We start from the raw sequence: 26,316 nt of genomic DNA on the forward strand, positions 1-26,316 counted from the left end.
GTAATCTTAGTACAAATGATAAGAGCTTAAAAATCATTTACTTCTCAAGTATTCCCTCAATCCCTTCAACAGTTCTAACTGGTTTTTTGTTCTTTCCAGATTGTGTTCAGGATGCATGATAGAATAGTAGGTACTTCCGTTAAGGTAATCTGTTAAAAAGCGAAGTTCCTGGATATAAATAGCGACTTGTGCCGCATAATCAAGACTATCAGATTCTTCAGACGTCAGTTTTTCTTTTAGATAAAATAAAAATCCCTCTTTTACAACTTTATACATTTCAGGATTGAAATTGTTTTGGGCTGTTCCGTCATCTTCCTGTGTTGTATTGGTGTAAGACTGAATCATGGTTCCGAAATCATACAAAATAGTAGAAATCATCATAGTATCCAGATCTATCACAGCTAAAGGGTTATGGTTCTGATCAAAGAGAATATTACTGATTTTTACATCGGCATGAATAATCCTTTTGGGAATCTGATTGTTTTTCTCCATTTCAATCCATCGGTCAGGCAACGACAAAAGCTGGTTGGTGATTTCTATTTCAACCTTAGCATTTTCTCTTAAATGAGGTGCTGCATTTTTTAGTGAGTCTTTATAATCTGCAACCCTCTTCTCAAAATTGAGGAAATTGGGAAGAGAATCTTGAATGGCAGGTAGTTGTTCAGTATTTACTGTATTTAGAAAATAACTGAAGGTTTTAGCAGCATCAAAAGCGGTCTGTAAGGAGGGAGCAGTAAGGAATGTAATGCTGTTTTCTACAAAACTTAACATACGCCATAGCTGACCATTTTTATCTTTTACCAGAATTTGGCCAGTAAGAGAAGGAATGGGTTCTATAATTTCAAATTGATAATTATTTGACCTGAGAACTTCATTAATCATTAAATGGTTATTAACGACCACTTCCGGCTGTTTAAAAACATGATTGTTGATTTTCTGCAGAATAAACTTTTTCCCTTGATCTTTATTCTCCAAAAGATAGGTTGTATTGATCAATCCATCAGTAATAGGAGTGAGGTTGTAATTATCAGTATTAATAAACTTTGCAACAATATCATTTAGCTCCATAAATCTTCCGGGTATCTGTTATTTTTAATCTCTGAAGTCAGAAAATCTATAATTTCCTTTTTATCATCAGCATAGGTAACTCCCATCCATCGGGATGGAGATGCTTTCACTTTTACTTTTACTCTGTTTTCGTTCATCATTTTTTGTACTGCGGAAGGAATGTAAAATTCCTGATTGGGTAGTGGATCAGATTCGATGAAATCATAGAAATAGGCTTCCAGATAACAAAAAATATGAGGATGGAAAATAAAAAAATTCATGGATACCAATGTTTCGGGATCTAATTTTATATTTTCTCCGTTTTCAACATAAATGATTGAATGATTGATCTTTTGAATAGAAGTTTGTTCCTCTACTTTGATCAGATAATTTTCAGCATCCAACGTACATATTCCTCTTGCTACGGCACCGTTGCCACTCAATGTTGTACCCACAGGGTAAGCAACCATCCCTAATTGTGTATCTGAAATATGATGATGGTTAATTTCATGGGCAGCCAGCTGATAGGCTTCTTTTCCATAAAAATCATCCGCATTAATCATCACAAAAGGTTCCTGTATTGAATATTTGGCACAAAGTACGGCATGAGCAGTTCCCCATGGTTTCTGACGATCCGGATAATCAAAGCCTTCCAGTGAAATAGGAATGGTGTCTTTCTCCTGATATACCCAAAGCAATTCAAAGTTTTTAGCTTTTGAAATGCCGTTGAGCCTTTCAATATAACTTTCAGGAATCAGTTTATTGACAATAATAACTATTTTTTGGAAACCGGCTTCCAGCGCATCAAAGATAGAATACTCAAGAATAGGCGAACCGTTATCAAGTATTCCATCTATCTGCTTAAGTCCTTTATATCTGCTGCCCAATCCGCCTGCCAGTATGAGTAATGTTTTTTTAGAACTCATCGGTCATTCCAAATACAGGTTTACGGGTTTTCCATTTTCCATTAGTAAAATCAGGGATATCAACTACCTGACCGCCTTTGGCAATAGACTCTTCACTCAATGGGGTTATAGAATACCATAGGGCAAGATCATATACATCCATCGGGAATTCTATATTTCGTTTGATACATTCAATGAAAGTATTCATCACAAAGAAGTCCATTCCCCCATGTCCGGCTCCTGCAGCAGTAGTTTCAAACTTCTTCCACATCGGATGATCATATTCTTTCATCCATTTTTCAGTATTGTCCCAACGGTGGGTATGGTTCATTGTTTTTTCAAAATAGATATGCCCCTGGGTAAAATCTCCCGATCCGAAATCCTGCCATAATCCTTCAGTTCCCTGAACACGGAAACCTAAATCATAAGGTCTCTGTAAACTTGTATCATGAGTAAGAAGAATGGTTTCTCCATTGGCACAGGCAATCTGTGTGGTTATAATATCTCCCTGGTTGAATTTTACTTTAGCGCTGGGATGGTTTTCTCCTCCTTTTGGATGCTCAACAATATATTTATGAAGGCCTACAGATTTTGATGAGAATGAAGAAAGTCTTGTTAAGCGATTTCCTCGGTTGATATCCATCATCATCGCAACCGGACCTAATCCATGGGTGGGATAAAGCTCTCCATTACGTTTTACATAATGTTCGGTTCTCCATTTTGCTTCACTGAATCCTTTTTCTCCAAATTCAGCCCCGGAATTGTACGGATTAACTCCATCATTGAAAAGAACACCTCTCAGGTCATGCTGATAACCGCCTCTTCCATGTACCAGCTCCCCGAACATTCCTTTACGTACCATATTCAGGATGGCCATAATGTCTCTGCGGTAACAAACGTTTTCCATCATAAAGATAGGAACTTTCGTTTCCTCATATACTTTTACAAATTCCCAACAGTCCTGAAGCTTTATTGCTCCGGAAACTTCCATGCCCACAATTTTTTTAGCGCGCATAGCTTCCACACCTTGGGTAAGATGCCATTCCCATGGAGTAGCAATCACAACAGCGTCTATTGTTTTTAATTTTAAAAGATTTCGATAGTCATATTCCCCATTGGAAAATTCCTGAGCAGCTGGTTTATTGTTGTCTTTTAATATTTTTTGAGATGCGGCAAGCATTCTTTTCTCCGGATCTGCAAATGCAACAATCTCTACATCACTACGTTTAGCCAGTAATTTTACATGTTCCTGACCACGAAGACCTACGCCGATAAAACCGACGCGGACTTTTTTATCTGTTTTAAAATCATTTGAATAAGCAAATAAAGAATTGGGTAAAACCAATGCTCCAAAGCTTGCTAAAGCAGCTGTCTTAAGAAAGTTTCTGCGGGAATTACTATTGTTCATCTATTATTTTTTCTTAAATATATTAAAACTTTTGTAAATCCCGATAAAGTGATAGATTATAGGATAATGAAGTAATAGAGGTAGTTGGTAAGAATTTGTGAGTTGTTGGATTTTAAAGTTGAATGATTTTGGAATTGTTGATGTATAGATTATTAATTTTCGCTTTTTTCTTTATTTTGATCATTTATATTTTTTTTACATATTTTGTTATATGCGTGAAAATTTATTGATTGATCCAGGCTTTTCTTAATGCAATTTGTTTTGAATCGGGATTGGAAACAGGAGTTACTTTTCCATTAGTTTCATCATAGTTGAATCCTGCTTTTTCCAGGTATTCTTTTAAAGGAATGGGTTGAGTACCTTCTACATAATCTCTGAAAAATGTACAGATTTCCGGAAAGGTCATTTTTGTAATCTCATCAAAAAGCTCATCATCATTAAAATATTTACCTGCTCCATATTTTTTCATAAGCATCTGCATCAGATCCTGAGTTCCTGTTTTACCGTTAGAAAGTTCTCTTAATCTTATATCCAGACACAACCCGAGTAATGCTCCTTTCAGATAAAAATTCATATATTGATCTTGTCTTTCCATAGATTTTTTACTCATTTCTGTTAAAGATAGAGTGTTGTCAAATGCTTTCATACCATTGATCTTTTCTTCCAGACTTTTTTCAAAATCTTCCAGACTGATCATTTTTTGTTTGATAGGCATATGAATGGTTGCATACTCCGTCATTCCTTCATATAACCAAAGGTGTTGAGACATCACAGGATTCAGGAAATCATAATGCTGAATTTCTCCTGAATGAATGTTGAGTGGGGTAACCACATGGAAAAATTCGTGAGAAGCCACTCTGTTCAGAGCATTTGGAAGAAACTTCATACTTCCGGAACGGTACAGACAGACCGTAGAGTGGGAATGTTCAAGCCCGTCTCCTAAAAATCCATTCTCATGGGAAGATTCATAATAAATCAGAAAAGCATATTTTTTGACAGGTAATGTTCCGCCAAGATAAGCCTGCTGATTTTTCAGGATGTTTTCTATTTCGTGGGCAATTGTTTTGGAGTAATGTCTTTCCTTTTTGTTGTAGAATGATACAAGTACTTTGGTATGACCTATTTTCAGCCAGGTGGTATCAGGAACAGAATATAAAACAGGAGAATCTATCAGTTCGCGGTAATCCTTTGCCCAAACCATATCCGTATTTTTATTTTTCTGTTGATAATCTAAAGCAGAAGAAGCGTAAAAATCCTTGTTCTTTGTAATGGTAATCTGATAAGGAATCTCTTTCATTTCCTCAAAATATCCTATTAAAGAATTATAATTGATGACAAAAACGCTGTCTTTTATAAACATACTGCCGGCAGATCTGGCTTCATTAGATTCTTTTTCCAAAGAGTCCCACCCGTCAGCTACCTGATAGGATATTTTCTTTACCCGGTTGAGATCGTGTACCATCCAGCTGTTTTTATCCAGACGTTCGGTTACTACTTTTTTACCGTTTTTATCGGTGGCTGAGAAATCAGAAACATATTGTCCGAAATTCATAGCCTGATAAAACCCGGGTACCAGTTTGGGAATGATAAATTTGCCTTGTTTAAGATTATTCTTTGGGGGCGAAAAAGATACCCGGACTTCATCATTGTTCATATGAAGAAGATCAATAGAATATTCGTAATTTTTTTTTGAAGTCTGAGCAATCATTACATTAGGAAGTAGAATGATCACGAAAAATAGTTTTATAAGGGTATTCACTGGATGCAATTTTAATGATTACGAATATTTTAAATCACCTCTAAGGTTGGTCTGGTTTATTTTTCCATATAGTATACCTCTTCATAAGGCTGAATCAGTACCCATCCATGTCCTGAAAACTTCATCTGGAATTCTTCACCGCTTCCTCTGCCGATAAGGCTTTTGAAAGAAACATTCGTTTTCAGTTCCGGGCTTAGGTTTCCAGACCATGCAACTGTGGCATTAGGATCTGTAAATACAGGAGTGTCAGGAGTTACAAGTAGGGTTAAAGGATCTCCGTGAGTGGTAATAGCAATATGTCCCGTTCCTGAAAGTTTTGCCTGAAAAAGCCCTCCGGACATCATTCCTGCAATACTTTTCAGCATGGTGATATCACTTTTTACGCTTTGTTCATGGGCAAGAATATCATTTCCGTTTACACATACAGATTCATTATTGAGATAAAGAATACGGACTTTTTTACCGGAATCTGCTACATATAGTTTTCCGGTTCCTTCTGCTTTCATCAGCCTGGCTCCTTCACCGCTTATGGCTTTCTTCAAAAGATTTCCAAGTCCTCCGGACAGCATTCCCTGTCTTTCAAAATTGATATTTCCCACATAGCTTACCATACTTCCTCTTTTAGTCCATACTGCCTGATTATTAAGGTTGATTTCCAGAAGATGTTTCGTCTCCAGCTCAAAATAATCTCTTTGCTGCGGATTCTCTTTCGTTTCGTTGATAAATGCTTCAATTGAATATTTACTCATAATGATAATTTTTTAATTTGTTGTTTTTATAGTGTTATTACTTTAGTTTGTCGAGTTTATACTCCCTTTTGTTACTTTTAGGATTCAGATCTACAAATTCATACTTTTCAAAATTGGCAAGTCTGGTTTTGAACATTTCAGTTGCTTTTTCCAGTGACCAGGTTTTAGGATAATGAAAACCTTCAAATTCAGCATTGAAAATTTGCGCTTTGAAATCATGCGAAAATTCGTCATTACCAGCATAGGTCAATGCTATTTTACCCGTCCATGTAATATCATATTTGTTATTGTCTGTTTTTGAAAACTGGATCTGATGTCCTGCACTGCTGTCATGCCCCAACAGATAAATATTGAAGGCAAGGCCATCATCATCAAAACGCTGTTCAGAAGGGAGATCATTACTGAAAAGATCGTTTTTAACAACTGTATCGAAGTCAAGTTTTTCATCAAGGTTGTTAATTCTGATTCCTCTTTGTTCGCCCCAATAGTTGGATGACAGTGTACAGGCATGGTAGTTTTCACATACTATTTTGGAGTTCCACTCGGACAGATCTTCGTTTTCTTCTTCACTGTTTTCATCATCATTGGTGTAATAATTTTCAGTTTTTAAATGAAAATCAAACCAGATAAATCCATACTCGTCAATTCTTCCGCTCCAGCTGAAAGTTTCAATTTTGTGGCCATTAGGATACGGATTATCAATGAAGTATATTGTACTTACAGATTCCATAATAAATTGTAATTTTTCCAAAAATACTCTTTTTATGCCTTGGAAATCCCCGTAAAATCACGGTTTTATATTTGATTGTAAATAATACTTGACAAAGGGGTGTTCAATGTTGTATATTTGCACTCCGAAAATTACACCTTGTAATTTCAATAATTTTTAAACCGTAATTTAAAAAATGAAAACATCAGATTTTAATTTTGATCTTCCTGCGGAATTATTAGCAGAACACCCATCAGAGCACAGAGACGAAGCGAGATTAATGGTACTTGATAGAAAAACACAAACTATCGAGCACAAATTATTCAAGGATGTTGTGGATTATTTTGATGAAGAAGATTTGTTCATCTTCAACAATACAAAAGTTTTCCCTGCACGTCTTTACGGAAATAAAGAAAAAACAGGTGCTAAAATTGAAGTTTTCTTATTAAGAGAGCTTGATAAAGAAACAAGAGTTTGGGACGTTTTGGTAGATCCTGCAAGAAAAATCAGAATTGGTAACAAATTATTCTTCACAGAAGATGAGTCTTTGGTAGCTGAGGTAATTGATAACACGACTTCAAGAGGAAGAACATTAAGATTCTTATTCGACGGTTCTTACGACGAATTCAGAACGAAATTGAAAGAATTGGGAGAAACTCCGCTTCCAAAATATATCAAAAGAGCGGTAGAGCCGGAAGATGCTGAAAGATATCAGACGATCTATGCAAAAGTAGAAGGAGCAGTAGCTGCACCTACAGCTGGACTTCACTTCTCTAAGCATTTGATGAAGAGATTAGAGATCAAAGGAATTAATTTTGCTGAAGTAACGCTTCACGTAGGATTGGGAACATTCAACCCGATTGAGGTAGAAGATCTTTCTAAGCACAAAATGGAGTCTGAAGAGATCATCATTGATGAGAAAAATGCTGCGATTATCAACAAAGCAGTAGAAACTCACAGAAGAGTTTGTGCAGTAGGTACTACTACGATGAGAGCATTGGAAACTTCTGTTTCTTCAAACAAAAAAATCTCTGCTTTCAACGGATGGACTAATAAATTCATTTATCCACCTCACGATTTCGGAGTTGCTAACTCAATGATCACCAACTTCCACACACCGAAGTCTACTTTAATTATGATGATTGCTGCATTTGCAGGAAGAGATTTCATCATGCATGCTTATGAAGAAGCCGTAAAAGAAAAGTATAAATTCTATTCTTACGGTGACGCAATGTTAATTCTATAAAAAAGATAATAGGTAAAAGGTTGCAGGTAATAGTATCTGCAACCTGCCACCTAAAATCTACAACCTTACAATGAAAGATATCCGTACATTATCATTAGACCAGCTTAAAGACTACTTTGTATCTTTAGGAGAAAAACCGTTTCGTGCGAAACAGGTCTATGACTGGCTATGGAGTAAAAACCTCCATTCGATTGACGAAATGACGAATCTTTCCAAATCACTTCGTGAGAGAATTTCGGAAGAATATACCATTAATCCTGTTTCCGTAGACCTTCTTCAAAAAAGCTCTGACGGAACCATCAAAAACGGAGTGAAACTTCACGACGGGCTGATGGTGGAATCTGTTCTTATTCCTACAGAAACGAGAACTACAGCCTGTGTGTCTTCACAGGTAGGATGCTCATTAAACTGCGAATTCTGTGCTACAGCAAGACTGAAAAGGATGAGAAATCTTGAAGTTGCTGAAATTGTAGATCAGGTAGCTCTGATTGACAGCCAGAGCAGAATGTATTTTGACAGACCGCTTTCCAATATCGTATTTATGGGAATGGGAGAGCCGATGATGAATTACAAAAACGTAGTGGAAGCCATCAAAAAAATTACCCAGCCGGAAGGTTTGGGAATGTCTCCAAGAAGAATTACCGTTTCTACATCCGGTATTCCTAAGATGATCAAAATGCTTGCAGATGACGAACTGCGTGTGAAGCTGGCTTTATCCCTTCACTCTGCTATCGAATCCAAGCGTAATGAGATCATGCCTTTCTCTGATAAATTCCCGTTGACGGATATTATGGAGGCCCTTCAGTACTGGTATCAGAAGACAGGTTCTGTGATTACTTTTGAATACTGCGTATGGAAAGGAATCAATGACGGTGACGAAGACATTAAAGCTTTAATCAAATATTGCAAACAGGTTCCTTCAAAAGTAAATCTTATCCAGTACAATCCGATCGGAGATGGAAAATATGATCAGTGCAACAAACAGGCTGAAGAAAATTACATCAGACAGCTTGAAAACGCAGGGGTAACTGTAATGGTCAGAAGAAGCCGTGGAGGTGATATTGATGCCGCTTGCGGACAGTTGGCCAACAAAACAACAGATTAAAATTTCCTTAAAAAAAGCCTAAAACTTTCATAAAAAATAGGTTAAAACCCTACCTTTGCACAAATTATTTTGTGATGATGGATTTTCTTATGAGCGAGGATGGGCTGGAAAATGTTTATGCATGGGCTATTCCATTGCATGCTACTGTTATTTTAGCTGAAATGATTTACAGCCACGTTTCAGAAGCTAAGCTATATAGTGGAAAAGATCTTGCTACCAATGTTTATCTTGCATTGATGAACTTTGGCCTAGACCTTATCATGAAGGCATTTGCCATGGGAGTGATGTTTTTCTTTTACCATCACAGACTTTTTTCATGGGATCTCAGCATCTGGTATTTGCTGGCATGTTTTATCATCACAGACTTTGCTTATTATGTGCTGCATTATGTGGACCACCGTTCCAGAGCATTCTGGGCAGTTCATATTACGCATCACAGTTCAGAGTATTTTAACCTGACAACAGGATTCAGAAGCCCCGTATTACAGCCACTTTACAGATATTTGTATTTTTCACCGCTTGCATTTTTAGGATTCAATCCATGGCATATTATGGTGGCTTACGCCATCGGGCAGGTTTATGGAACATGGGTACACACACAAACTGTGAAGAGTATGGGATTCCTGGAATATATTCTGGTAACACCTTCTCATCACCGTGTGCACCACGCATGTAACGTGAAATACCTGGATAAAAACATGGGAATGTGTCTCATTATCTGGGATAAAATATTTGGAACCTTCCAAAAAGAAGATCCAAATGTACCCGTGAAATATGGAATCTATCCAAAAATGCCGGATAACAGACCAGATACTGTTCTTTTTTATGAATGGAGAAAAATTTGGAAAGATCTGAAGCAGCCAGGATTAAAATTCACAGACAGAGTTAATTATATTTTCAATTCACCCGGATGGAGACATGATGGAACCGGAAAGACTGTAAGGCAATATCAGAAAGAATATTTTGCAAGACAGGCTAGAAAGAAAGAACAACAACAAAATCAGAAAGAGCAGAAAACGGCTTAACTTCTGATTTAAAATCAATAGAAATCTAAGTGAAAAGCGGGCTATTTTAACCCGCTTTTCTTTTTTAAGAAGTTAGAAAAAGTAAAACGGATAATAAGCAAAACAATAAATCTCTTCAAAAATCCAGAATTTTTCCATTCACTACATACAATATTTAGATTTCTGCGGAATGACAAACAGAACGCTTAATTTATCCATACACTATGTCATTCCATAGGAATCTACACGCTCCCCTCAAACCCGAATCCCGAAACCTGAATCTCATCTCTCACTCAAGCTCTCCAACCCTCCAACTCAATACCCGCGCCCCGCATCTCACCCAGAATAAAAACCCTATTTTTGTCCTATGAAAAAACTTCTTCTGATTGTTGCTCTTTTTGTCTTCCAGTCTGCATTTTCTCAGCAGACCGATTTTCTGAAAATTAAAAAATACAGAGTAGGTTATCTTGATGATAAAATTGAGGAAACCTCAGGACTGAATATTTTAAATGGAAAACTTTACACATTCAATGACAGTGGAAATGCTGCTGAACTTTTTGAAATTGATAAAAAGAGCGGCGAAATTATCAGAACGCTGAAAACTAATGTAATCAATACGGACTGGGAGGCTTTGGCCAATGATGGGAAAAATTTTTATATCGGAGATTTCGGAAATAATGCAGGAACAAGGAAAGATCTGATGATCTATAAAGTTCCTTACGGACGTATTGATACAGCTAATATCATTAAAATTCCCGGTTCAGAAAGAGCTTTGGATGGAACAAGAATTCTTTTTTATTATCCGGAACAGACTGATTTTACCTCTAAAAACACAAAAAATGACTTCGATGCAGAAGCCATGATCTACTTGAATGGAAAGCTGCATGTATTTACCAAAGAATGGGCTTCAAAAGCAACCTCACACTATATCGTAGATCCTGATATTTCAGAACTGCAAATGGCAGAAAAAATAGAAGCTTATACAACAGGTTTTGTGGTTACAGATGCTTCTTATTTTGATAAAAAGCTTTATTTAATAGGATATACCAAGAAAACAGAAGTCTTTTTAGATATTTTTACAGAAACCGAACCAGGAATATTTTTTAAAGAAAAACCAAAGCATTATTACCTCGGGACTGCGCTTTCATTAGCACAGATTGAGGGAATAAGTGTAGATGAAACGGGAATTTATATTTCAGGAGAAAAGTTCAGATCTCCGTTGGGAACCACAAAACCTTCCTTTTATTTTATTCCGAAAGATCAACTCAAAGATTAATTTACCTTAAAATTGAGCGAAAAAAATTATCTTTGTGAGAATTAATAATTATTCACCCAGCATTCGCAGATTGTGGCAAATACAGTAGAAGAGATTAAACGACCGATCAATGATGAAATGAAACTTTTTGAACAGAAGTTTTATGAGTCAATGCAGAGTAAAGTAGCTTTATTGGATAAAGTAACCCGTTTTATTGTTACCACCAAAGGAAAGCAGATGCGTCCTATGTTTGTGTTTCTTTGTGCCAAACTGGTGGGTGAGGTAACGGAAAAAACCTATCGAGGTGCTTCTATGATCGAGCTGATCCACACGGCTACTCTGGTACATGATGACGTGGTGGATGAAAGTTTTAAACGTCGTAATTTCTTTTCAATCAATGCACTTTGGAAGAATAAAATTGCGGTTTTGGTAGGGGATTATCTTTTGTCAAAATCAGTTTTACTCTCCACAGATCACAAAGATTATGACCTGCTTGGGGTAATTTCCAGAACGATCCGTGAAATGTCTGAAGGAGAACTTCTTCAGCTGGAAAAAGCCAGAAAACTGGATATCACTGAAGAGGTGTATTATGAAATTATCCGTCAGAAAACAGCTACTCTGATAGCAGCCTGTTGCGAAATAGGTGTTCTTTCCAATAATGCAGATGAAGCTCTTGCCAAGAAGATGATGGATTTTGGTACTTTTACCGGAATGGCATTTCAGATTAAGGATGACCTTTTCGACTATTTAAGTTCAAACGTGATCGGTAAACCGGTAGGGATTGATATTAAAGAACAGAAAATGACACTGCCTTTGATTCATACCTTAAAGATCGCCAGTGAAAAAGACAGGAAATACTATTTCGATACCATAAAACGATATAATAACAATCCTAAGCGTGTAAAAGAGCTTATAGAATTTGTTAAAAATTCTGGTGGATTGGAATATGCTATTACCATCATGAAAGATTTCCAGCAAAAAGCCAAAGATATTCTGAATGAGTTTCCGGATTCTGAAGCAAGAAAGTCGTTACATATTATGCTTGATTATGTGATTGAGCGAAAATTCTGATGTTGATATTTTTTAGTTGTTCTGAGTTTTTTATTCACTTATTTCCCTTTCTTCCCACGTGGTATGTAAATTTTTCATTGTTGGAGAAAAAATAGAGCTATCTTTCAATAATTCAATCAGTTGTGATTAGTTGCGTTTTTTATGATATTAAATTACTGTAAACTAATATTTTGCATCATTTAAATAAAGTGCTTGTTAATAATTCATTGGGTTTCAGTATATTTTTTGTTAATTTGTCGCAAGAAAAAACAACAAATAATGAAAAAAATTCAGACAATGATGATAGCGTGTGCTATCACTTCAAGCGTTATTTCGTACGCACAAGTGGGAATAGGTACTCAAAATCCCCAGACAACTTTTCATATTGACGGTTCTAAAGACAATCCTGCCACAGGAGTTCCTTCTGTAGCCCAACAGGATAATGATTTTAGTGTAACCTCAACTGCTAAAGTAGGGATAGGTACAGCTTCTCCAAGTGAAAAATTAGATGTGGCGTCCGGAAATGCCCGTATCCGTAATATTAATTCAAATATAGGCGTCGGAGGAACTGACAGGGTTGTTGTAGCTGATGCTAGCGGAGTACTGAAGACTATAGACTTTACTGCTTATTCGCTTTTTCATGCACGTTTAGCAGCTAACCAGAACATCAGTTCTTCAACAATTACTACTTTATTATTCGCTGCACCAATAGCAACTTCTCCTTTCTATTCCTATAATACCGGAACTGGAGTAATGACTTTTAATCAGGCTGGCAATTATCTGGTAACATTACAGGCAAGTTTTACCAATATGCCTGCAGATACTCAGTTGCTTATTGGTATCAGACCTGTACCAGATGCTAATTACCTGGGAAGAGGAAGCCATTATAATGCAGTTGCTTCTTCAGGAACTGTAGGTGAGCTGATGAATTATACAACTGTAGTTGTTGCTCCTACAGCGGGATACCAGATTCGTTTTACAGCAGCTCCGAATCAAAATGCTACGATTATTTCAACAGAAACAGGATCTACAGGAAGCGGAAATGTTACCAATGTAACTGTTCAGAAGATATAATTCTACCTTTTATTATAATTAAAACTAAAGTGTTTTGTAATATGTTTTCAGGAATCTGGAAATATGTGCAAAACACTTTCTCTTTTATATTTAGAATCTGATATTGATTCAGTTAAAAAAATTGGAAATAGCTTCTTATTGAATTCTCAAATTTTTATACGATTGCCCTTATGTATTACCGTAAATTACGCAATTGTGCGAAAATTTTAAATTAAATAATTTTCAGGGTTACAATAATAACAGCTAGAACTATACAAAATAAAGCGATTAAAAATAAATAATCCGCAATGTTCTCAAACGTAGATTCCCGCTTTCTATTCCTAGTTCTGATCGCCAGAAATGAAAAGAAACAGCTACAGGCAAAAAGAATACAGGCAAATCCTGCAAATTCGTCCAAATACGTATTCTGACTGATCTTAGAGATTTTCAGTGACGTAATAATGATTAATGAAAATCCTAAAAGATTGCTGGACGCATTCAAGATGTGAGGTGACTTTTTTTCCATCATTTACAATTTTTTTCAAAATAAAGCACAATTTTTTTTATTATCAAATTTTTAAAAAAGATTATTAAAAATTAAAATTAATTTAAAAAGTGTATATTAGCAAAATACTTGAAGATTAAAAAACTTTTTTACTTAGCTATGCAAACAACCTATATTGAAACACAGCAAATATCCTTTCAAGATTTTAAAAATCAGATACTTGGAGACTACAGGTTAGGAAGGATCTCTCGTGAAATGTCTTATCTCGGAAGGAGAGAAGTACTCACTGGAAAAGCTAAATTTGGAATTTTTGGGGATGGAAAAGAACTTCCTCAGCTTGCAATGGCGAAAGTTTTCAGAAATGGAGACTTCCGTTCAGGATATTACAGGGATCAGACTTTTGCATTGGCAATAGATGCCTTAACAGTAGAAAGTTTCTTTGCACAGATGTATGCAGATACCAGTGTGGAAAGAGAGCCTGCATCAGCGGGAAGACAAATGAACGGGCATTTTGCAACAAGAAGTTTAAATGAAGACGGAAGCTGGAAAGATTTGACAGCTCAGAAAAATATTTCTTCCGATATTTCCCCTACAGCCGGACAAATGCCAAGATTATTGGGATTAGCTCAGGCTTCAACGATCTATAAAAGCGTAAAATTTGACGGTTCAGAAAAATTCTCAAGAGAAGGTAACGAAATTGCTTTCGGAACTATTGGGGATGCTTCTACAGCAGAAGGACACTTCTGGGAAACTCTGAATGCAGCATGTGCTCTTCAGGTTCCTATGATTGTTTCTATCTGGGATGACGGATACGGAATTTCAGTTCCTACGAAAAATCAGAGAGCAAAAGCTGATATCAGTGAAATGCTAAGTGGTTTCCAGAGAAAAGAAGGAGAAAACCAGGGATGTGAGATTATCCAGGTAAGAGCTTGGGATTATCCTGCATTATTAGATGCTTATGCTAAGGCAGAACATTTTGCAAGAACAGAAAGTGTACCGGTGGTAGTGCACGTGGTAGACGTTACTCAGCCTCAGGGACACTCTACATCCGGATCTCACGAAAGATATAAAAACGAAGAACGTCTGGCTTGGGAAGCAGAGTATGACGGGCTGGCAAAATTCAAAGAGTGGATTCTGAACTATTCTATCGAAATAGATGGAAAAGAGGAAGTAATTGCTACTGCTGAAGAATTGGATGCTATTGACGAAGAAGCGAAAAAAGCAGCAAAAACAGGTCAGAAAGTAGCTTGGGAAAACTATCAGAAAGCCATTTCAGTACTTATTCAGTCTATTTTACCTTTAGTAGAAAACCTTAAAGGACAAAATGCTGAAGTGGAAACTTATATTGCTCACTTCAACAAATTAGTTTCAAAAGCTAAGAAAGATATTTTCCATTTGGTAAGACAGACTTTACTGGCAACAAGAGGAACAAATTCTGCAGAAAGAAATCAATTGATGCAGAAATACAATGAAGTATCTGCTGTTGAAAAAGACAACTATTCTTCTCACTTATATTCTCAGTCTGAATGGAAGGCTGAAAACGTTCAGGAAATCAAACCTGTATATTCTGACAGCTCTGAAGATGTAGATGGAAGAGTAGTGATCAGAAACAACTTCGACAAAATTTTTGAGAAATATCCTGAAACTTTAATCTTTGGAGAGGATACCGGAAATATCGGTGACGTAAACCAGGGATTGGAAGGAATGCAGGAAAAATATGGTGCTTTACGTATCGCTGATACAGGAATTCGTGAAGCAACGATCCTTGGACAGGGAATTGGTATGGCGATGAGAGGTTTAAGACCAATCGCTGAAATCCAATACTTAGACTATGTTCTTTACTGTTTACAGGGAATGAGTGATGATCTGGCAACGGTACATTACAGAACAAAAGGAGGTCAGAAAGCTCCATTAATTATCAGAACGAGAGGTCACAGATTAGAAGGAATCTGGCACTCTGGCTCTCCAATGGCGGGTATTCTGAACCTTTCAAAAGGAATTTTAGTATTAGTACCTAGAAATCTTACAAAAGCAGCAGGATTCTACAACACTATGCTTCAGGCTGACGAACCTGCCATCATCGTAGAATGTCTGAATGGATACAGATTAAAAGAAAAACAACCGGATAACTTAGGTGAATTCACAGTTCCTGTAGGGAAAATTGAAGTAACTAAAGAAGGAAAAGATGTTACTTTGGTAACTTACGGTTCTACATGGAGAATTGTAACAGAAGCTGCCAACGAATTGGAAAAACTAGGAATTTCTGCAGAAGTAATCGATATTCAGTCATTGATTCCTTTCGATTTATCTCACGAAATTGCTGAAAGTGTTAAGAAAACCAACAGATTAGTCGTGATTGACGAAGATGTGGAAGGAGGAACTACAGGGTTCATCCTACAGCAGATCCTTGAAAAGCAGAAAGCATTCAGATATCTGGATTCAGATCCGTTGACGATCTCTGCTAATGATCACAGACCAGCATATGCAAGTGATGGTGATTATTTCAGCAAACCGTCTACAGACGATATGGTAGAAAAAATCTACGCAATGTTTAATGAAACAAATCCTCAGAAATATCCTGCGATATTCTAATTGGGATTTTAGATACATTTAAAAACCGCTTCCTTTTGGGAGTGGTTTTTTTGTTTATATTTACTTGAATCCTTCAGTGATAAACCATGAAAATTAGACTCTTATATTTGATCTTAATATTAATAATTATAGGTTGTAAGAAAGCGAATAAAAAAGAAGTTTTACTGGCAGACAGAGAAGCTCCTTTAGGCTGGATTTATTTGAAAATGTATGATGATAACAGTTTCGAATTCATTTCCCAGGGAATGATGCGGGATAAAGATGTGTACAGCGGAAATTATAGCTTAAAAAATGATACCCTTTATTTTAAATACAAAGATTCAATTCCTAAAGCAGGTTCAAAAGCTGTGATAGAGAAAGGGTTTGTATATTACCTTAATGGCGATTACCATGAAAGTGTTCAAATACAACTTAATAAATTATCTATTCAAAAATAAAAACAGCCATAGATTTATAGCTCCTTCTTGATTAATCTACCTCAGCCAAAGTAATCCTCAATTTATTCAAAGTATTCATCAAAGTTATACTTGCGGTAAGCTCCACAATTTCTCTTTCCGTAAATTGCTCAGTCAGTTTTGCTTTGATATGTTGCCAATCATCTTTACTGTCAATGACAGCTTCAGCCCATTCTAAAACAAGCTTTTGCTGATCATTAAAGGCATTCGTGTGTTTCCAGCCCGGGAGCCTGTTAATGGTATCTTGCTCAAACCCAAAATCAGATAATTCTTTAGCATGATAACTGCAGCAATAAGCACAGCCATTGATTTGTGAGACGCGTAACTCTACCAAAGCGATCAGTTTTTCATCAATACCGGATTTTCGGATGCTGTGGTGGGCTTTGTATAAATTTCCAATGGTTTCTTTTGCAATTTCTTTGTAATTCATAGTGAAATATTTTCTGCAAATTTGCATCAGAAATGGCTTTGAACCTATATGCTTACCTTTTCGTTATATACTTACCTTTTTGAAAGTGCTCAATTAAAACATGAAAGAAATAACTTCATTTTTGAAGTCCCGAAAATGGGCACTTATTATTTCGATACTATATGTAGGAACCGGAACATTGGCAGTATGTTCAGCTTATGGCAGCGATCCATTATATGGTGAATGGACTTTATATGCTTTAATAGTAACATTTCCTGTCTCAATTTTGAGTTTCGGATGTAGATATGCTGATCCAAGTATATGGCCTGTATTATTGATTCAGTTTATTATGTTTTTAATTACATTTTTTATTTTATCCTTATTTATAAAAAGTAAGCCGGATAATTAATAAATAATGTTCAGTATTGTTTTAAAAAGCAAAAAAGCCATCAAACATTGACAGCCTTTTTATTTTTTATATCTTCATTCAAAAAAGAACAATCTTTATCTTCATGCTGTCCCTTCATCTGATATTTTGCTTCCCACTCTTCCAGTAAATACAGAATAGGTAATAAAGCCAATCCTTTTTCTGTAAGAGAATATTCCACTCGCGGAGGCAGTTCTTTAAACTCTTCACGGATAACCAGACCATCAGTTTCCATCTCCCTCAATTGATCAGTCAATACCTTTCTGGAAATGACATTAATGCGTACTGCCAGCTCTCCAAAACGTAACTTCCTGTCTTTAATAACAAGAACAATAATAGGCTTCCATTTGCTTCCCAAAGCGGCCATTGCCTTGCCCAGAGGGCAGCTGTATTGCATTAATTCATTCTTTTTCATAAGGAGATCTTTATTTTAAACAGCATATAAAACCAAAGTTTCATATGTTACTTTAATGTTACTAATGTAAGTTACTGCGAAGTTACCACTATTTTTTTAATAAAAGATACAAAAGTGAACTATTATTAGTTACTTTGTGTAACAATTATAAAATATAAATTTAAATATGAGTACATCATCATTATTTAAACCGTTTCAATACAAGAATTTACAGCTTAAAAATAGAATAGTAATGGCTCCTATGACCAGAGCACAATCTGACAATGGAGTTCCCACTCAGAATATTGCAGACTATTACGGAAGGAGAGCTGCTTCAGAAGTAGGATTAATTCTTTCTGAGGGAACTGTGATCAACAGACCTGGATCAAAGAACTTACAGAATATCCCTGATTTCTATGGTACAGAAGCATTAAATGGCTGGAAAAATGTCATCGATACTGTACATCAGAATGGAGGTAAAATGGGACCTCAGATCTGGCATGTAGGAGATACAAGAATGTCGGAAGACTATCCGTTAGTTCAAATGGAAAAAGCTTCAACAATGACGATTGAAGATATTCAGGATACCATTGCACAGTTTGCAGCATCCGCAAAATCAGCAAAAGATCTTGGTTTCGATTGTATTGAAATCCATGGAGCACATGGATACCTTATTGACCAGTTTTTCTGGGAAGTGACCAATACAAGGACTGACGAATACGGAGGTAAAACATTAAAAGACAGAAGCAGATTTGCTGTAGAAGTAGTAAAAGCGATCAGAGCAGCAGTAGGAGAGGACTTTACCATTATTATCCGTCTTTCACAGTGGAAGCAGCAGGATTATAAAACAAGACTGGCATTCACTCCAAACGAAATGGAAGACTGGTTATTACCATTAAAAGAGGCTGGTGTAGATATTTTCCATTGTTCACAGCGTCGTTTCTGGGAACCGGAATTTGAAGGTTCTGATTTAAACTTTGCAGGATGGGCTAAAAAAATTACCGGACAGCCAACCATTACAGTAGGTTCTGTAGGCTTGAACGGAGATTTCCTGAATGCTTTTGCAGGGCAAGGAACAGAAAAAAGAGACCTTACAGAATTGATCAGAAGACTTGACAATGAAGAGTTTGATCTTGTTGCAGTAGGAAGAGCAATCTTACAGGATCATCAGTGGGTACAGAAGATCAAAGAAGGAAACACTGAAGCTCTTCTGGATTTCTCAGCAGAAAGTATGGGCGTTTTATTTTAATATCAATAAGGAATGGTGAATTCGCTTCGCGGTGGTTTTTTAACAGCATAATTTATTCACCTGCGAAATAGAATTAACGATGCAAACTGGTATTAAATCAGCATAATTCACTTTATTTTATATTTAATTTTCACCTATTTATTAAAGAACCCGATTTCAGAAACTCTGAAATCGGGTTTTTATTTACTTCTTTATAAACAATTTCTAAAAGCTTTGAATTCCTTTTTATAAGAATCTGCATCCTGTTGCAGCGGGTTCGCATGACCAATAAGCAGGAACACCATTTTCAGCTTTATGTCGGCATGCAACAGTATCGCCTTCGCATTGTGGAGCATTTCCTCCAATGATGTTCTTTAATGTCGATTTTGTTAATTTCTTTAGATTTTTCATGTTAATTAGTTTGTTGATTCATGCAAATATAATATTTTTTGTAAATCAAACAATACTTTGCACTAAAATGGGAAATATATTTTTTCAAATAACATATTCTAAAAACAAACCCGCTTCCGGAATTTCCAGAAGCGGGTTTTAACAGATTTAAATATCTAAAACTGCCTTAAAAAATGGCAGAAATGATTTCTTTATCTTATAAACCAATATTTTTAGTTGGCTTCAATTGTTTTAAGATGCTTTTTGGAATTGCATTTTTGTGAACAAGGATTGCTGTTGATTTGTATTCAACATAAGGTCTTGTTACGTAAAGATATCCGGCGAAATCATTGGTTACACCCCATGAGTTTTTCACCATATAATATTCTTTACCTGTCTGGTCTTTTGCCAAACCTACGATATGCATACCGTGGTCATCCGTTGTAGAAAGATTGTTAAGTGCTTTCTGACGCATGTCTTCACTGATGGTTTTATCTTTTTTAGGCTCAGTAAACAAAGTTTGTTTGTTCTCTGCAGTGATCTGGTCAAGATCCATATCCGGAACGTAAGCTACCCCGTTTTTATAAGAGAAATAAGGCTCAGAAACATCCGTTGCCCAACCTACAGAATATCCTTTTGTTACAGCATTGTCAATGATTGCAGTAAGGTCTTTCATCGGAACATTCCAGTCAGAATCGTGGCTCCAGTTATCAGGAATGGGAACTACAAATTTTTCATAGTAAGCATAATCTTTATAAGAAGATAATTCTACATAATCTTCAGGATTGATTCCTACTACTTCTTTAGCAAATGTTTTCGGAGTGTAGTTTTTCCCTTCATATGTGAAGTTAGCAGGTACTTTTCCTAAATATTCATCAAGAATAGCATCTACCGAATCCATCCAGTTATCTGTCAGTTTCCCTTTTGAAGAAGCCTGAACAAGGCTGTCAAGAACAGGTTTTAGTTTCCCTTGCATTTCCTTGAAGTTGTTGGTAGTCTGTCCAGCTTTTAATCCTGTATACACATCCTGAGGAACAGCTCCATACTTCTTATACATATTGATTACGTCGTGAAGTTCTCCTCCATCTCCCCAGCTGATAGCACCATTATTCAAAACGTATAATTTGGCTTTATCGTGGTAAGAATTTCTCGCTGTAAAGATTTCAGCAAGATCTACAGGTTTTTTGCCCATTCTCTGCATTTCAGATTCAAGGAAAGAGTTTCCGGAGTAGCTCCAGCAAGTTCCTGATGAACCCTGGTTCTTTACAGAAGTCGCGCCAACGTCTTTTAACGTTGTGAACTGAAAATTAGCATTTTGTGATTGGTTGTTTTTTAACTTATTGATTAAGTCATCTTGGGCAAACATCATACTTCCTGCAGACAAAACAAAAAGTAATGATGCAATTTTGGCATTTTTCATTACTATAAAAAGATTATTTATATTAAGAGTCGTTGATAATAGAGATTTGTTACACATGGAAAAGTTAAATTTGAAATTAAAAAAATCACAAAAAAGATTGAAATTATAGAGGCCAATTTACCCTTTTGCTCAAAAAAAGTTGATCATGTTTCCAACCCTTTCAAAAGTTTCCGCATCTATAATAATATAACTCCTGACTATGGAACAAGAATTATTATTGGAATGTCAGCGTAACAACCGCAATGCCCAGCGGAAAGTTTACGAGAAAATGGCGGGCAGGCTTTACTCAGTCTGCAGACGCTATTTGAAAAACGATGAAGATATAGAAGAAGTATTAGCCGATACATTCTACAAGATCTTCACGAAAATCACCCAGCTTCATAATGCAGATACCTTTGAAGCATGGGCAAGAAAAATTACGGTGAATGAATGCCTTCAGAAATTAAGATCCAACAAAGGACTGTTTATTTCTCTGGAAGAAAACTTCATTGATCATTCTGAAGGAACTACAGAAAACCTTTCCCTGGAAAAAGATATTCTGAGCTTATTGAATTTTCTCCCGGAAGGCTGCAGAGCCATCTTTAATCTTTTCGCTATTGAAGGATATCCTCATAAGGAAATAGCAATCATGCTTTCCATAAGCGAGGGAACATCAAAATCCCAACTCAATTTTGCAAGAAAAAAGTTGCAGGAACTTCTCGTAAATCAAAACATTTAAACTTTTACAACAATGGAAAATAATCATATAGATCAACAATTCAATGAAGCCTCCAGGCTTTCAGAAGAGCCAACTGTTTTTCCTGGTTTTGAGAAAGTATGGGGAAAGATTGAAGAGAAATTAGATAAAAAAGAAGAGAAAAAGAAAATCATTCCTCTTTGGCTACCCTATAGTATTGCTGCAAGTCTGATGATCGGTTTAGGGGCTTTTTACTTTATGGATAAAAAAGAGGTTGCAGAACCTTTACCATCTGCAATTGCAGAAAATAAAGTTTCAAAAAGTCCTGGTAATAAAGTTGATATTGCAAAAATAGACAGCATTACAAAGCATAATATCCAAAAAGAAAAAAATATTGTTAAGCCGGCAGAAAATATTGCAGTGAATACAATTCAGTTACCACCGAAATATTCTGTTGAGCTTCCTCCTCTTCCTCCGTCTTCGGATCATGTATATCAACCGGCAATCTCCGAAAATCAGTTAGTAAGAGAGAAAAGCGACATCGTATATGATGATAGGAAAGCTAATTACATTTCTTCCGGACAACGAAAAGATAGCAATAGAGTCACGAGTATTGATGAAGTTGTAATGGTTGGTTTTGGACAAAGGAAGGTAGTAAATTCAGTGACAGCATCCAGTACCGTTACAAGCTCTGTCAGTAATTTGCCTCAACCCACTACTTATTCTTCATTGGCAGGAAGGGTTGCAGGAATTCAAATCAATGGATCAGGAAATCAGGGGAGTAACATAGCTCCTGGAGATTTCAATAATTTTCAGCTGAGGATTAGAGGGACAGCTTCTATAAAACCAGAAAATCAGGCTTTGTTTGTTGTCAATGGAATGGTGACAAAAGATGAGGATTTCAGAAAATTAGATCCTAAAAAAATTGAAAGCATGAATGTTTTAAAAGGTGTTTCTGCTACAGCAATTTACGGAAATAAAGCAGCAAATGGAGTGATCGTGGTAACCACTAAAGATCCATCAAGAAGGGAAAGAAAAAGATTGAAAAAGCTGCAGGAAAAAATCAATAAACAACAGCCGATTACACAGGTTGCCCCCAATAATGAAAGTTATGATGCTTTTGTTGAAAATCCTTTTGAACTGACGCGCAACCAGCCGTTATCCACCTTCTCTATTGATGTTGATAATGCTTCTTATTCCAATGTGAGAAGAATGATCAATACTGGTCAGGGAGTCGATAAAAATGCTGTAAGAATCGAAGAAATGGTGAATTATTTCAAATATGATTATCCTCAGCCTAAAAATGAAGATCCTTTTTCAATCAATACAGAATACAACGATTCACCATGGAACCCTAAACATAAATTACTTAAAATAGGGCTTCAGGGAAAAAATCTTCCCACGGACAAACTGCCTGCATCCAACCTTGTATTTCTTATTGACGTTTCAGGCTCAATGAATGAGGAAAATAAATTACCATTATTAAAATCTTCCTTTAAAGTGCTGCTGAATCAGCTCAGACCAAAAGATAAAGTAGGGATTGTAGTCTATGCGGGAAGTGCAGGAATGGTTCTACCTCCTACTTCAGCAGGAGAAAAAGATAAAATTATTGAAGCACTGGATTATCTTCAGGCTGGCGGAAGTACAGCAGGAGGAGCTGGAATTGAGCTTGCTTATAAGCTGGCGGAGGAAAACTTTGTAAAAGATGGAAATAACCGTGTTATTATTGCAACCGACGGAGACTTCAATGTAGGAATGTCTTCAACCTCAGATCTTAAAATGCTGATTGAAGATAAAAGAAAATCAGGCGTTTTCCTCACTTGCTTAGGTTTCGGGATGGGCAACTATAAAGACAATACGCTGGAAACCCTTGCCGATAAGGGAAACGGCAATTATGCTTATATTGATAATATGCAGGAAGCGAATAAGTTTCTGGGGAAAGAATTTGCAGGAAGTATGTATGCTATCGCAAAGGATGTAAAAATCCAGATTGAATTTAATCCTGAATATGTAAAATCATATCGCCTGATTGGTTACGAGAATAGAAAACTGAAAAATGAAGACTTTGCCAATGATAAAATCGATGCTGGAGAATTGGGAAGCGGACATACCGTTACCGCGTTGTATGAAGTGATTCCTGCAGATGTAAAATCGGATTTCGCTCCTAAAGAAAGTAATCTGAAATATACCCGGAATACTTCATCGAGAGAATTTGGAGATGAACTGGCAACAATTAAATTCAGATATAAAAAACCTGACGGAGATACCAGTCTTGAAATAAGTCAGATTGTTAAAAATACAGATAATAGAATATCTTCTGCAAGTCCGGATTTTAAATTTGCATCTTCCGTAGCCTGGTTTGGGTTAGTATTAAGAAACTCAGAACTGATTACAAAAAAAGATCTTTCCGATATTGAAAACCTGGCTAAACAGGGAAAAAGTAAGGATGAAGAAGGCTATCGTTCAGAATTTATAAGGCTGATAGAGAGCTATAAAACAATTCAAAAGTAATTTTTAAGAGAAGAAATCTGTTTTATTTAACAATTATTAACAGGATTGAATTAATTTTAATAATTTCCTGTCGAAATTTTTAAAGATGAAAAAAATTGTAATAACCATGCTAGGGCTTGTTGCATTGACAAGCTGTAAAACTCAAAAAAATACTGAAAAAGCCAATGAACCAAAGACTTACAGTGTCAGGAAAGATAAAGATCAGGATGGGATTCCTAATCAATTAGATAAATGTCCTGATATTGCCGGTCCGGTAGAAAATGAGGGCTGTCCGTGGGTAGAGTCGGATGGAGACGGTGTTATTGATAAAGATGATGCGTGCCCTACAGTGCCCGGACCTCCGGAAAATAATGGCTGTCCGTGGCCGGACACAGATGGAGATGGTATTTTGGATAAAGACGATGCCTGTCCTACGGTTCCGGGATTACCGGAATATAATGGCTGCCCGAAACCAAAGTCAGTTACTGCAATGGAAGTAGTAAGTTCCAGATCGATATCCTATGAATCAGGAAGAGTTTATGACCATCAGGTTGGTGACAAAAAAAATGTTAAAAAGACTACAAAAAAGGTAGATCAGGATATTGATTATAACAATGAAGAATATGCAGCGTTAGTTGAAAATGCATTTGAATTAACCCGTAATCAACCTGTTTCTACATTCTCTATTGATGTAGACAATGCATCCTATTCCAATGTCAGAAGAATGATCAGTTATGGATCTAAGGTTGATAAAAACTCAGTGAGGGTAGAAGAGATGATTAATTATTTTAGATATGATTATCCACAGCCTGCCAATGGCGATCCTTTTTCAATTAATACAGAATACAGTGAATCTCCATGGAATCCTAAACATAAACTGCTCAAAATAGGACTTCAGGGGAAAAATATTCCGATGGATCGTCTGCCTGCATCCAATATTGTTTTCCTTATCGATGTTTCAGGGTCAATGGATGCAGAAAATAAACTTCCCTTGCTGAAGTCTTCTCTTAAAGTTTTACTGAACCAGCTCAGACCTAAGGATAAGGTTGGGATTGTAGTCTATGCGGGAAGTGCAGGAGTGGTTTTACCCCCAACGTCAGCAGGTGAAAAAGAAAAAATTATTAAAGCGTTGGATAATCTTCAGGCCGGAGGAAGCACAGCCGGAGGAGCTGGAATTGAACTTGCTTATAAACTAGCGAAGCAAAACTTTATAAAAGGAGGAAATAACAGAGTTGTTCTGGCAACAGACGGTGATTTTAATGTGGGAGCTTCTTCTACCACCGATATTGAAGCGTTAATAACAGAAAAAAGGAAAACCGGAATCTTCCTTACCTGCCTTGGCTATGGAATGGGAAATTACAAAGACAATACCATGGAAATTCTGGCGGACAAAGGAAATGGAAATTATGCCTATATTGATAATATGCAGGAAGCCAATAAATTCTTGGGAAGAGAATTTGCAGGAAATATTTATACCATTGCCAAAGATGTAAAAGTGCAGATTGAATTTAATCCTAAATATGTAAAATCACACCGACTGATTGGTTATGAAAACAGAAAACTAAGAAATGAAGACTTTGTAAATGATAAGATTGATGCAGGAGAACTAGGAAGCGGACATACAGTAACTGCTTTATATGAAGTTATCCCGTCAAATGTAGAGTCTGAATTTATCCCACAAGAAACAAAATTGAAATATTCTGAAATTTCTAAGAAGAAGAACTTTGGAGATGAAATGGCAACGGTAAAATTCAGGTACAAAAAATCTGATGGAGACAAAAGCATTGAGATAACTAAAGTGATTAAAAAAGAAGATAAATCTTCAGTAAGTCCGGATTTTAAATTTGCCTCTTCCGTAGCCTGGTTCGGGTTAGTATTAAGAAACTCAGAACTGATTACAAAAAAAGATCTTTCCGATATTGAAAACCTTGCTAAACAGGGAAAAAGTAAGGATGAAGAAGGCTACCGGTCAGAATTTTTAAAGCTGATAGAAAGCTATAAAACAATTCAAAAGTAATTCATAAAAAAGAAATTTCCCCG

The 26,316-nt window shown here is 36.3% G+C and carries 24 protein-coding genes; 13 read left to right on the forward strand and 11 right to left on the reverse strand.

The window, feature by feature from the left end; translation table 11 throughout:
• Window positions 1–33 precede the first annotated feature (33 nt).
• The 6 genes from REB14_RS17060 to REB14_RS17085 form a co-directional block, all read right to left on the reverse strand.
• Window positions 34–1,068 (reverse strand): phosphotransferase enzyme family protein, encoded by a 1,035-nt coding sequence (locus tag REB14_RS17060; RefSeq protein WP_079242411.1) that lies wholly within the window; start codon window positions 1,066–1,068, stop codon window positions 34–36.
• Window positions 1,059–1,973 (reverse strand): sugar phosphate nucleotidyltransferase, encoded by a 915-nt coding sequence (locus REB14_RS17065; protein WP_309522795.1) that lies wholly within the window; start codon window positions 1,971–1,973, stop codon window positions 1,059–1,061. Before REB14_RS17065 ends, REB14_RS17060 begins: the two co-directional genes overlap by 10 nt.
• Window positions 1,963–3,360 carry a Gfo/Idh/MocA family protein gene (locus tag REB14_RS17070; protein ID WP_309522796.1) on the reverse strand — a complete coding sequence of 466 codons (1,398 nt, stop codon included), beginning with the start codon at window positions 3,358–3,360 and terminating at the stop codon, window positions 1,963–1,965. Before REB14_RS17070 ends, REB14_RS17065 begins: the two co-directional genes overlap by 11 nt.
• Before the next feature lie 223 nt (window positions 3,361–3,583).
• Entirely contained in the window at window positions 3,584–5,119 is a 1,536-nt protein-coding gene (locus REB14_RS17075) for a M61 family metallopeptidase (RefSeq protein ID WP_309522797.1), read from the reverse strand.
• Between the two features lie 56 nt (window positions 5,120–5,175).
• Window positions 5,176–5,868, reverse strand: a complete 693-nt coding sequence (locus tag REB14_RS17080; RefSeq protein ID WP_047433734.1) for an AIM24 family protein — start codon at window positions 5,866–5,868, stop codon at window positions 5,176–5,178.
• 37 nt (window positions 5,869–5,905) lie between these two features.
• Window positions 5,906–6,619 (reverse strand): hypothetical protein, encoded by a 714-nt coding sequence (locus REB14_RS17085; RefSeq protein WP_309522798.1) that lies wholly within the window; start codon window positions 6,617–6,619, stop codon window positions 5,906–5,908.
• Between the two features lie 154 nt (window positions 6,620–6,773).
• Between REB14_RS17085 and queA the strand changes: the two genes are divergently transcribed.
• From queA to REB14_RS17115, 6 genes are all read left to right on the forward strand, one after another.
• A complete protein-coding gene (queA, locus tag REB14_RS17090; RefSeq protein WP_079242405.1) occupies window positions 6,774–7,823 on the forward strand; it encodes a tRNA preQ1(34) S-adenosylmethionine ribosyltransferase-isomerase QueA in 1,050 nt (349 codons plus the stop codon).
• 70 nt (window positions 7,824–7,893) lie between these two features.
• The gene (gene rlmN, locus REB14_RS17095; protein WP_034696370.1) at window positions 7,894–8,928 is read left to right on the forward strand and encodes a dual-specificity RNA methyltransferase RlmN; all 1,035 of its coding nucleotides are present in this window, start codon (window positions 7,894–7,896) and stop codon (window positions 8,926–8,928) included.
• A 74-nt stretch (window positions 8,929–9,002) separates the two neighbouring features.
• The gene (locus tag REB14_RS17100) at window positions 9,003–9,953 is read left to right on the forward strand and encodes a sterol desaturase family protein (RefSeq protein WP_079242404.1); all 951 of its coding nucleotides are present in this window, start codon (window positions 9,003–9,005) and stop codon (window positions 9,951–9,953) included.
• Window positions 9,954–10,299: 346 nt separating this feature from the next.
• On the forward strand, window positions 10,300–11,208 hold the full coding sequence (locus tag REB14_RS17105) for a hypothetical protein (RefSeq protein ID WP_309522799.1): 909 nt from the start codon (window positions 10,300–10,302) through the stop codon (window positions 11,206–11,208).
• A 72-nt stretch (window positions 11,209–11,280) separates the two neighbouring features.
• Window positions 11,281–12,258 carry a polyprenyl synthetase family protein gene (locus REB14_RS17110; protein WP_079242402.1) on the forward strand — a complete coding sequence of 326 codons (978 nt, stop codon included), beginning with the start codon at window positions 11,281–11,283 and terminating at the stop codon, window positions 12,256–12,258.
• A 258-nt stretch (window positions 12,259–12,516) separates the two neighbouring features.
• The gene (locus REB14_RS17115) at window positions 12,517–13,311 is read left to right on the forward strand and encodes a hypothetical protein (protein WP_079242401.1); all 795 of its coding nucleotides are present in this window, start codon (window positions 12,517–12,519) and stop codon (window positions 13,309–13,311) included.
• A 211-nt stretch (window positions 13,312–13,522) separates the two neighbouring features.
• Here REB14_RS17115 and REB14_RS17120 read toward each other — a convergent pair whose 3' ends face one another.
• Window positions 13,523–13,819: a hypothetical protein gene (locus tag REB14_RS17120; RefSeq protein ID WP_238594269.1), complete on the reverse strand. Its 297-nt coding sequence runs from the start codon at window positions 13,817–13,819 to the stop codon at window positions 13,523–13,525.
• 135 nt (window positions 13,820–13,954) lie between these two features.
• Between REB14_RS17120 and REB14_RS17125 the strand changes: the two genes are divergently transcribed.
• Together REB14_RS17125 and REB14_RS17130 are read left to right on the forward strand one after the other, a co-directional pair.
• Window positions 13,955–16,387 (forward strand): alpha-ketoacid dehydrogenase subunit alpha/beta, encoded by a 2,433-nt coding sequence (locus REB14_RS17125; protein ID WP_079242400.1) that lies wholly within the window; start codon window positions 13,955–13,957, stop codon window positions 16,385–16,387.
• Window positions 16,388–16,473: 86 nt separating this feature from the next.
• Window positions 16,474–16,824, forward strand: coding sequence for a hypothetical protein (locus REB14_RS17130; RefSeq protein ID WP_079242399.1), 351 nt, complete (start codon window positions 16,474–16,476; stop codon window positions 16,822–16,824).
• A 31-nt stretch (window positions 16,825–16,855) separates the two neighbouring features.
• Here the strand turns inward: REB14_RS17130 and REB14_RS17135 are convergent, their stop codons facing one another.
• Window positions 16,856–17,272 carry a carboxymuconolactone decarboxylase family protein gene (locus REB14_RS17135; RefSeq protein ID WP_079242398.1) on the reverse strand — a complete coding sequence of 139 codons (417 nt, stop codon included), beginning with the start codon at window positions 17,270–17,272 and terminating at the stop codon, window positions 16,856–16,858.
• Window positions 17,273–17,372: 100 nt separating this feature from the next.
• Here REB14_RS17135 and REB14_RS17140 point away from each other — a divergent pair, with 100 nt between their 5' ends.
• Window positions 17,373–17,660 (forward strand): hypothetical protein, encoded by a 288-nt coding sequence (locus REB14_RS17140; protein WP_079242397.1) that lies wholly within the window; start codon window positions 17,373–17,375, stop codon window positions 17,658–17,660.
• Between the two features lie 40 nt (window positions 17,661–17,700).
• Here the strand turns inward: REB14_RS17140 and REB14_RS17145 are convergent, their stop codons facing one another.
• Window positions 17,701–18,093, reverse strand: a complete 393-nt coding sequence (locus tag REB14_RS17145; protein WP_309522800.1) for a winged helix-turn-helix transcriptional regulator — start codon at window positions 18,091–18,093, stop codon at window positions 17,701–17,703.
• Window positions 18,094–18,259: 166 nt separating this feature from the next.
• Between REB14_RS17145 and REB14_RS17150 the strand changes: the two genes are divergently transcribed.
• Window positions 18,260–19,321, forward strand: a complete 1,062-nt coding sequence (locus REB14_RS17150) for an NADH:flavin oxidoreductase (RefSeq protein WP_309522801.1) — start codon at window positions 18,260–18,262, stop codon at window positions 19,319–19,321.
• Between the two features lie 225 nt (window positions 19,322–19,546).
• Here the strand turns inward: REB14_RS17150 and REB14_RS17155 are convergent, their stop codons facing one another.
• Both REB14_RS17155 and REB14_RS17160 read right to left on the reverse strand, forming a co-directional pair.
• Window positions 19,547–19,711: a bacteriocin-like protein gene (locus tag REB14_RS17155; protein ID WP_157885757.1), complete on the reverse strand. Its 165-nt coding sequence runs from the start codon at window positions 19,709–19,711 to the stop codon at window positions 19,547–19,549.
• Between the two features lie 196 nt (window positions 19,712–19,907).
• Window positions 19,908–21,110: a C1 family peptidase gene (locus REB14_RS17160; RefSeq protein WP_034696380.1), complete on the reverse strand. Its 1,203-nt coding sequence runs from the start codon at window positions 21,108–21,110 to the stop codon at window positions 19,908–19,910.
• 199 nt (window positions 21,111–21,309) lie between these two features.
• Here REB14_RS17160 and REB14_RS17165 point away from each other — a divergent pair, with 199 nt between their 5' ends.
• From REB14_RS17165 to REB14_RS17175, 3 genes are all read left to right on the forward strand, one after another.
• Window positions 21,310–21,828 carry an RNA polymerase sigma factor gene (locus REB14_RS17165; RefSeq protein WP_309522802.1) on the forward strand — a complete coding sequence of 173 codons (519 nt, stop codon included), beginning with the start codon at window positions 21,310–21,312 and terminating at the stop codon, window positions 21,826–21,828.
• 12 nt (window positions 21,829–21,840) lie between these two features.
• The gene (locus REB14_RS17170) at window positions 21,841–24,297 is read left to right on the forward strand and encodes a vWA domain-containing protein (protein WP_309522803.1); all 2,457 of its coding nucleotides are present in this window, start codon (window positions 21,841–21,843) and stop codon (window positions 24,295–24,297) included.
• Window positions 24,298–24,382: 85 nt separating this feature from the next.
• Window positions 24,383–26,293 carry a vWA domain-containing protein gene (locus REB14_RS17175; RefSeq protein ID WP_309522804.1) on the forward strand — a complete coding sequence of 637 codons (1,911 nt, stop codon included), beginning with the start codon at window positions 24,383–24,385 and terminating at the stop codon, window positions 26,291–26,293.
• The last annotated feature ends 23 nt before the right edge of the window (window positions 26,294–26,316 follow it).

Origin of the sequence: Chryseobacterium metallicongregator, from assembly GCF_031324065.1 — a bacterium.
Lineage (GTDB): Bacteria > Bacteroidota > Bacteroidia > Flavobacteriales > Weeksellaceae > Chryseobacterium > Chryseobacterium metallicongregator.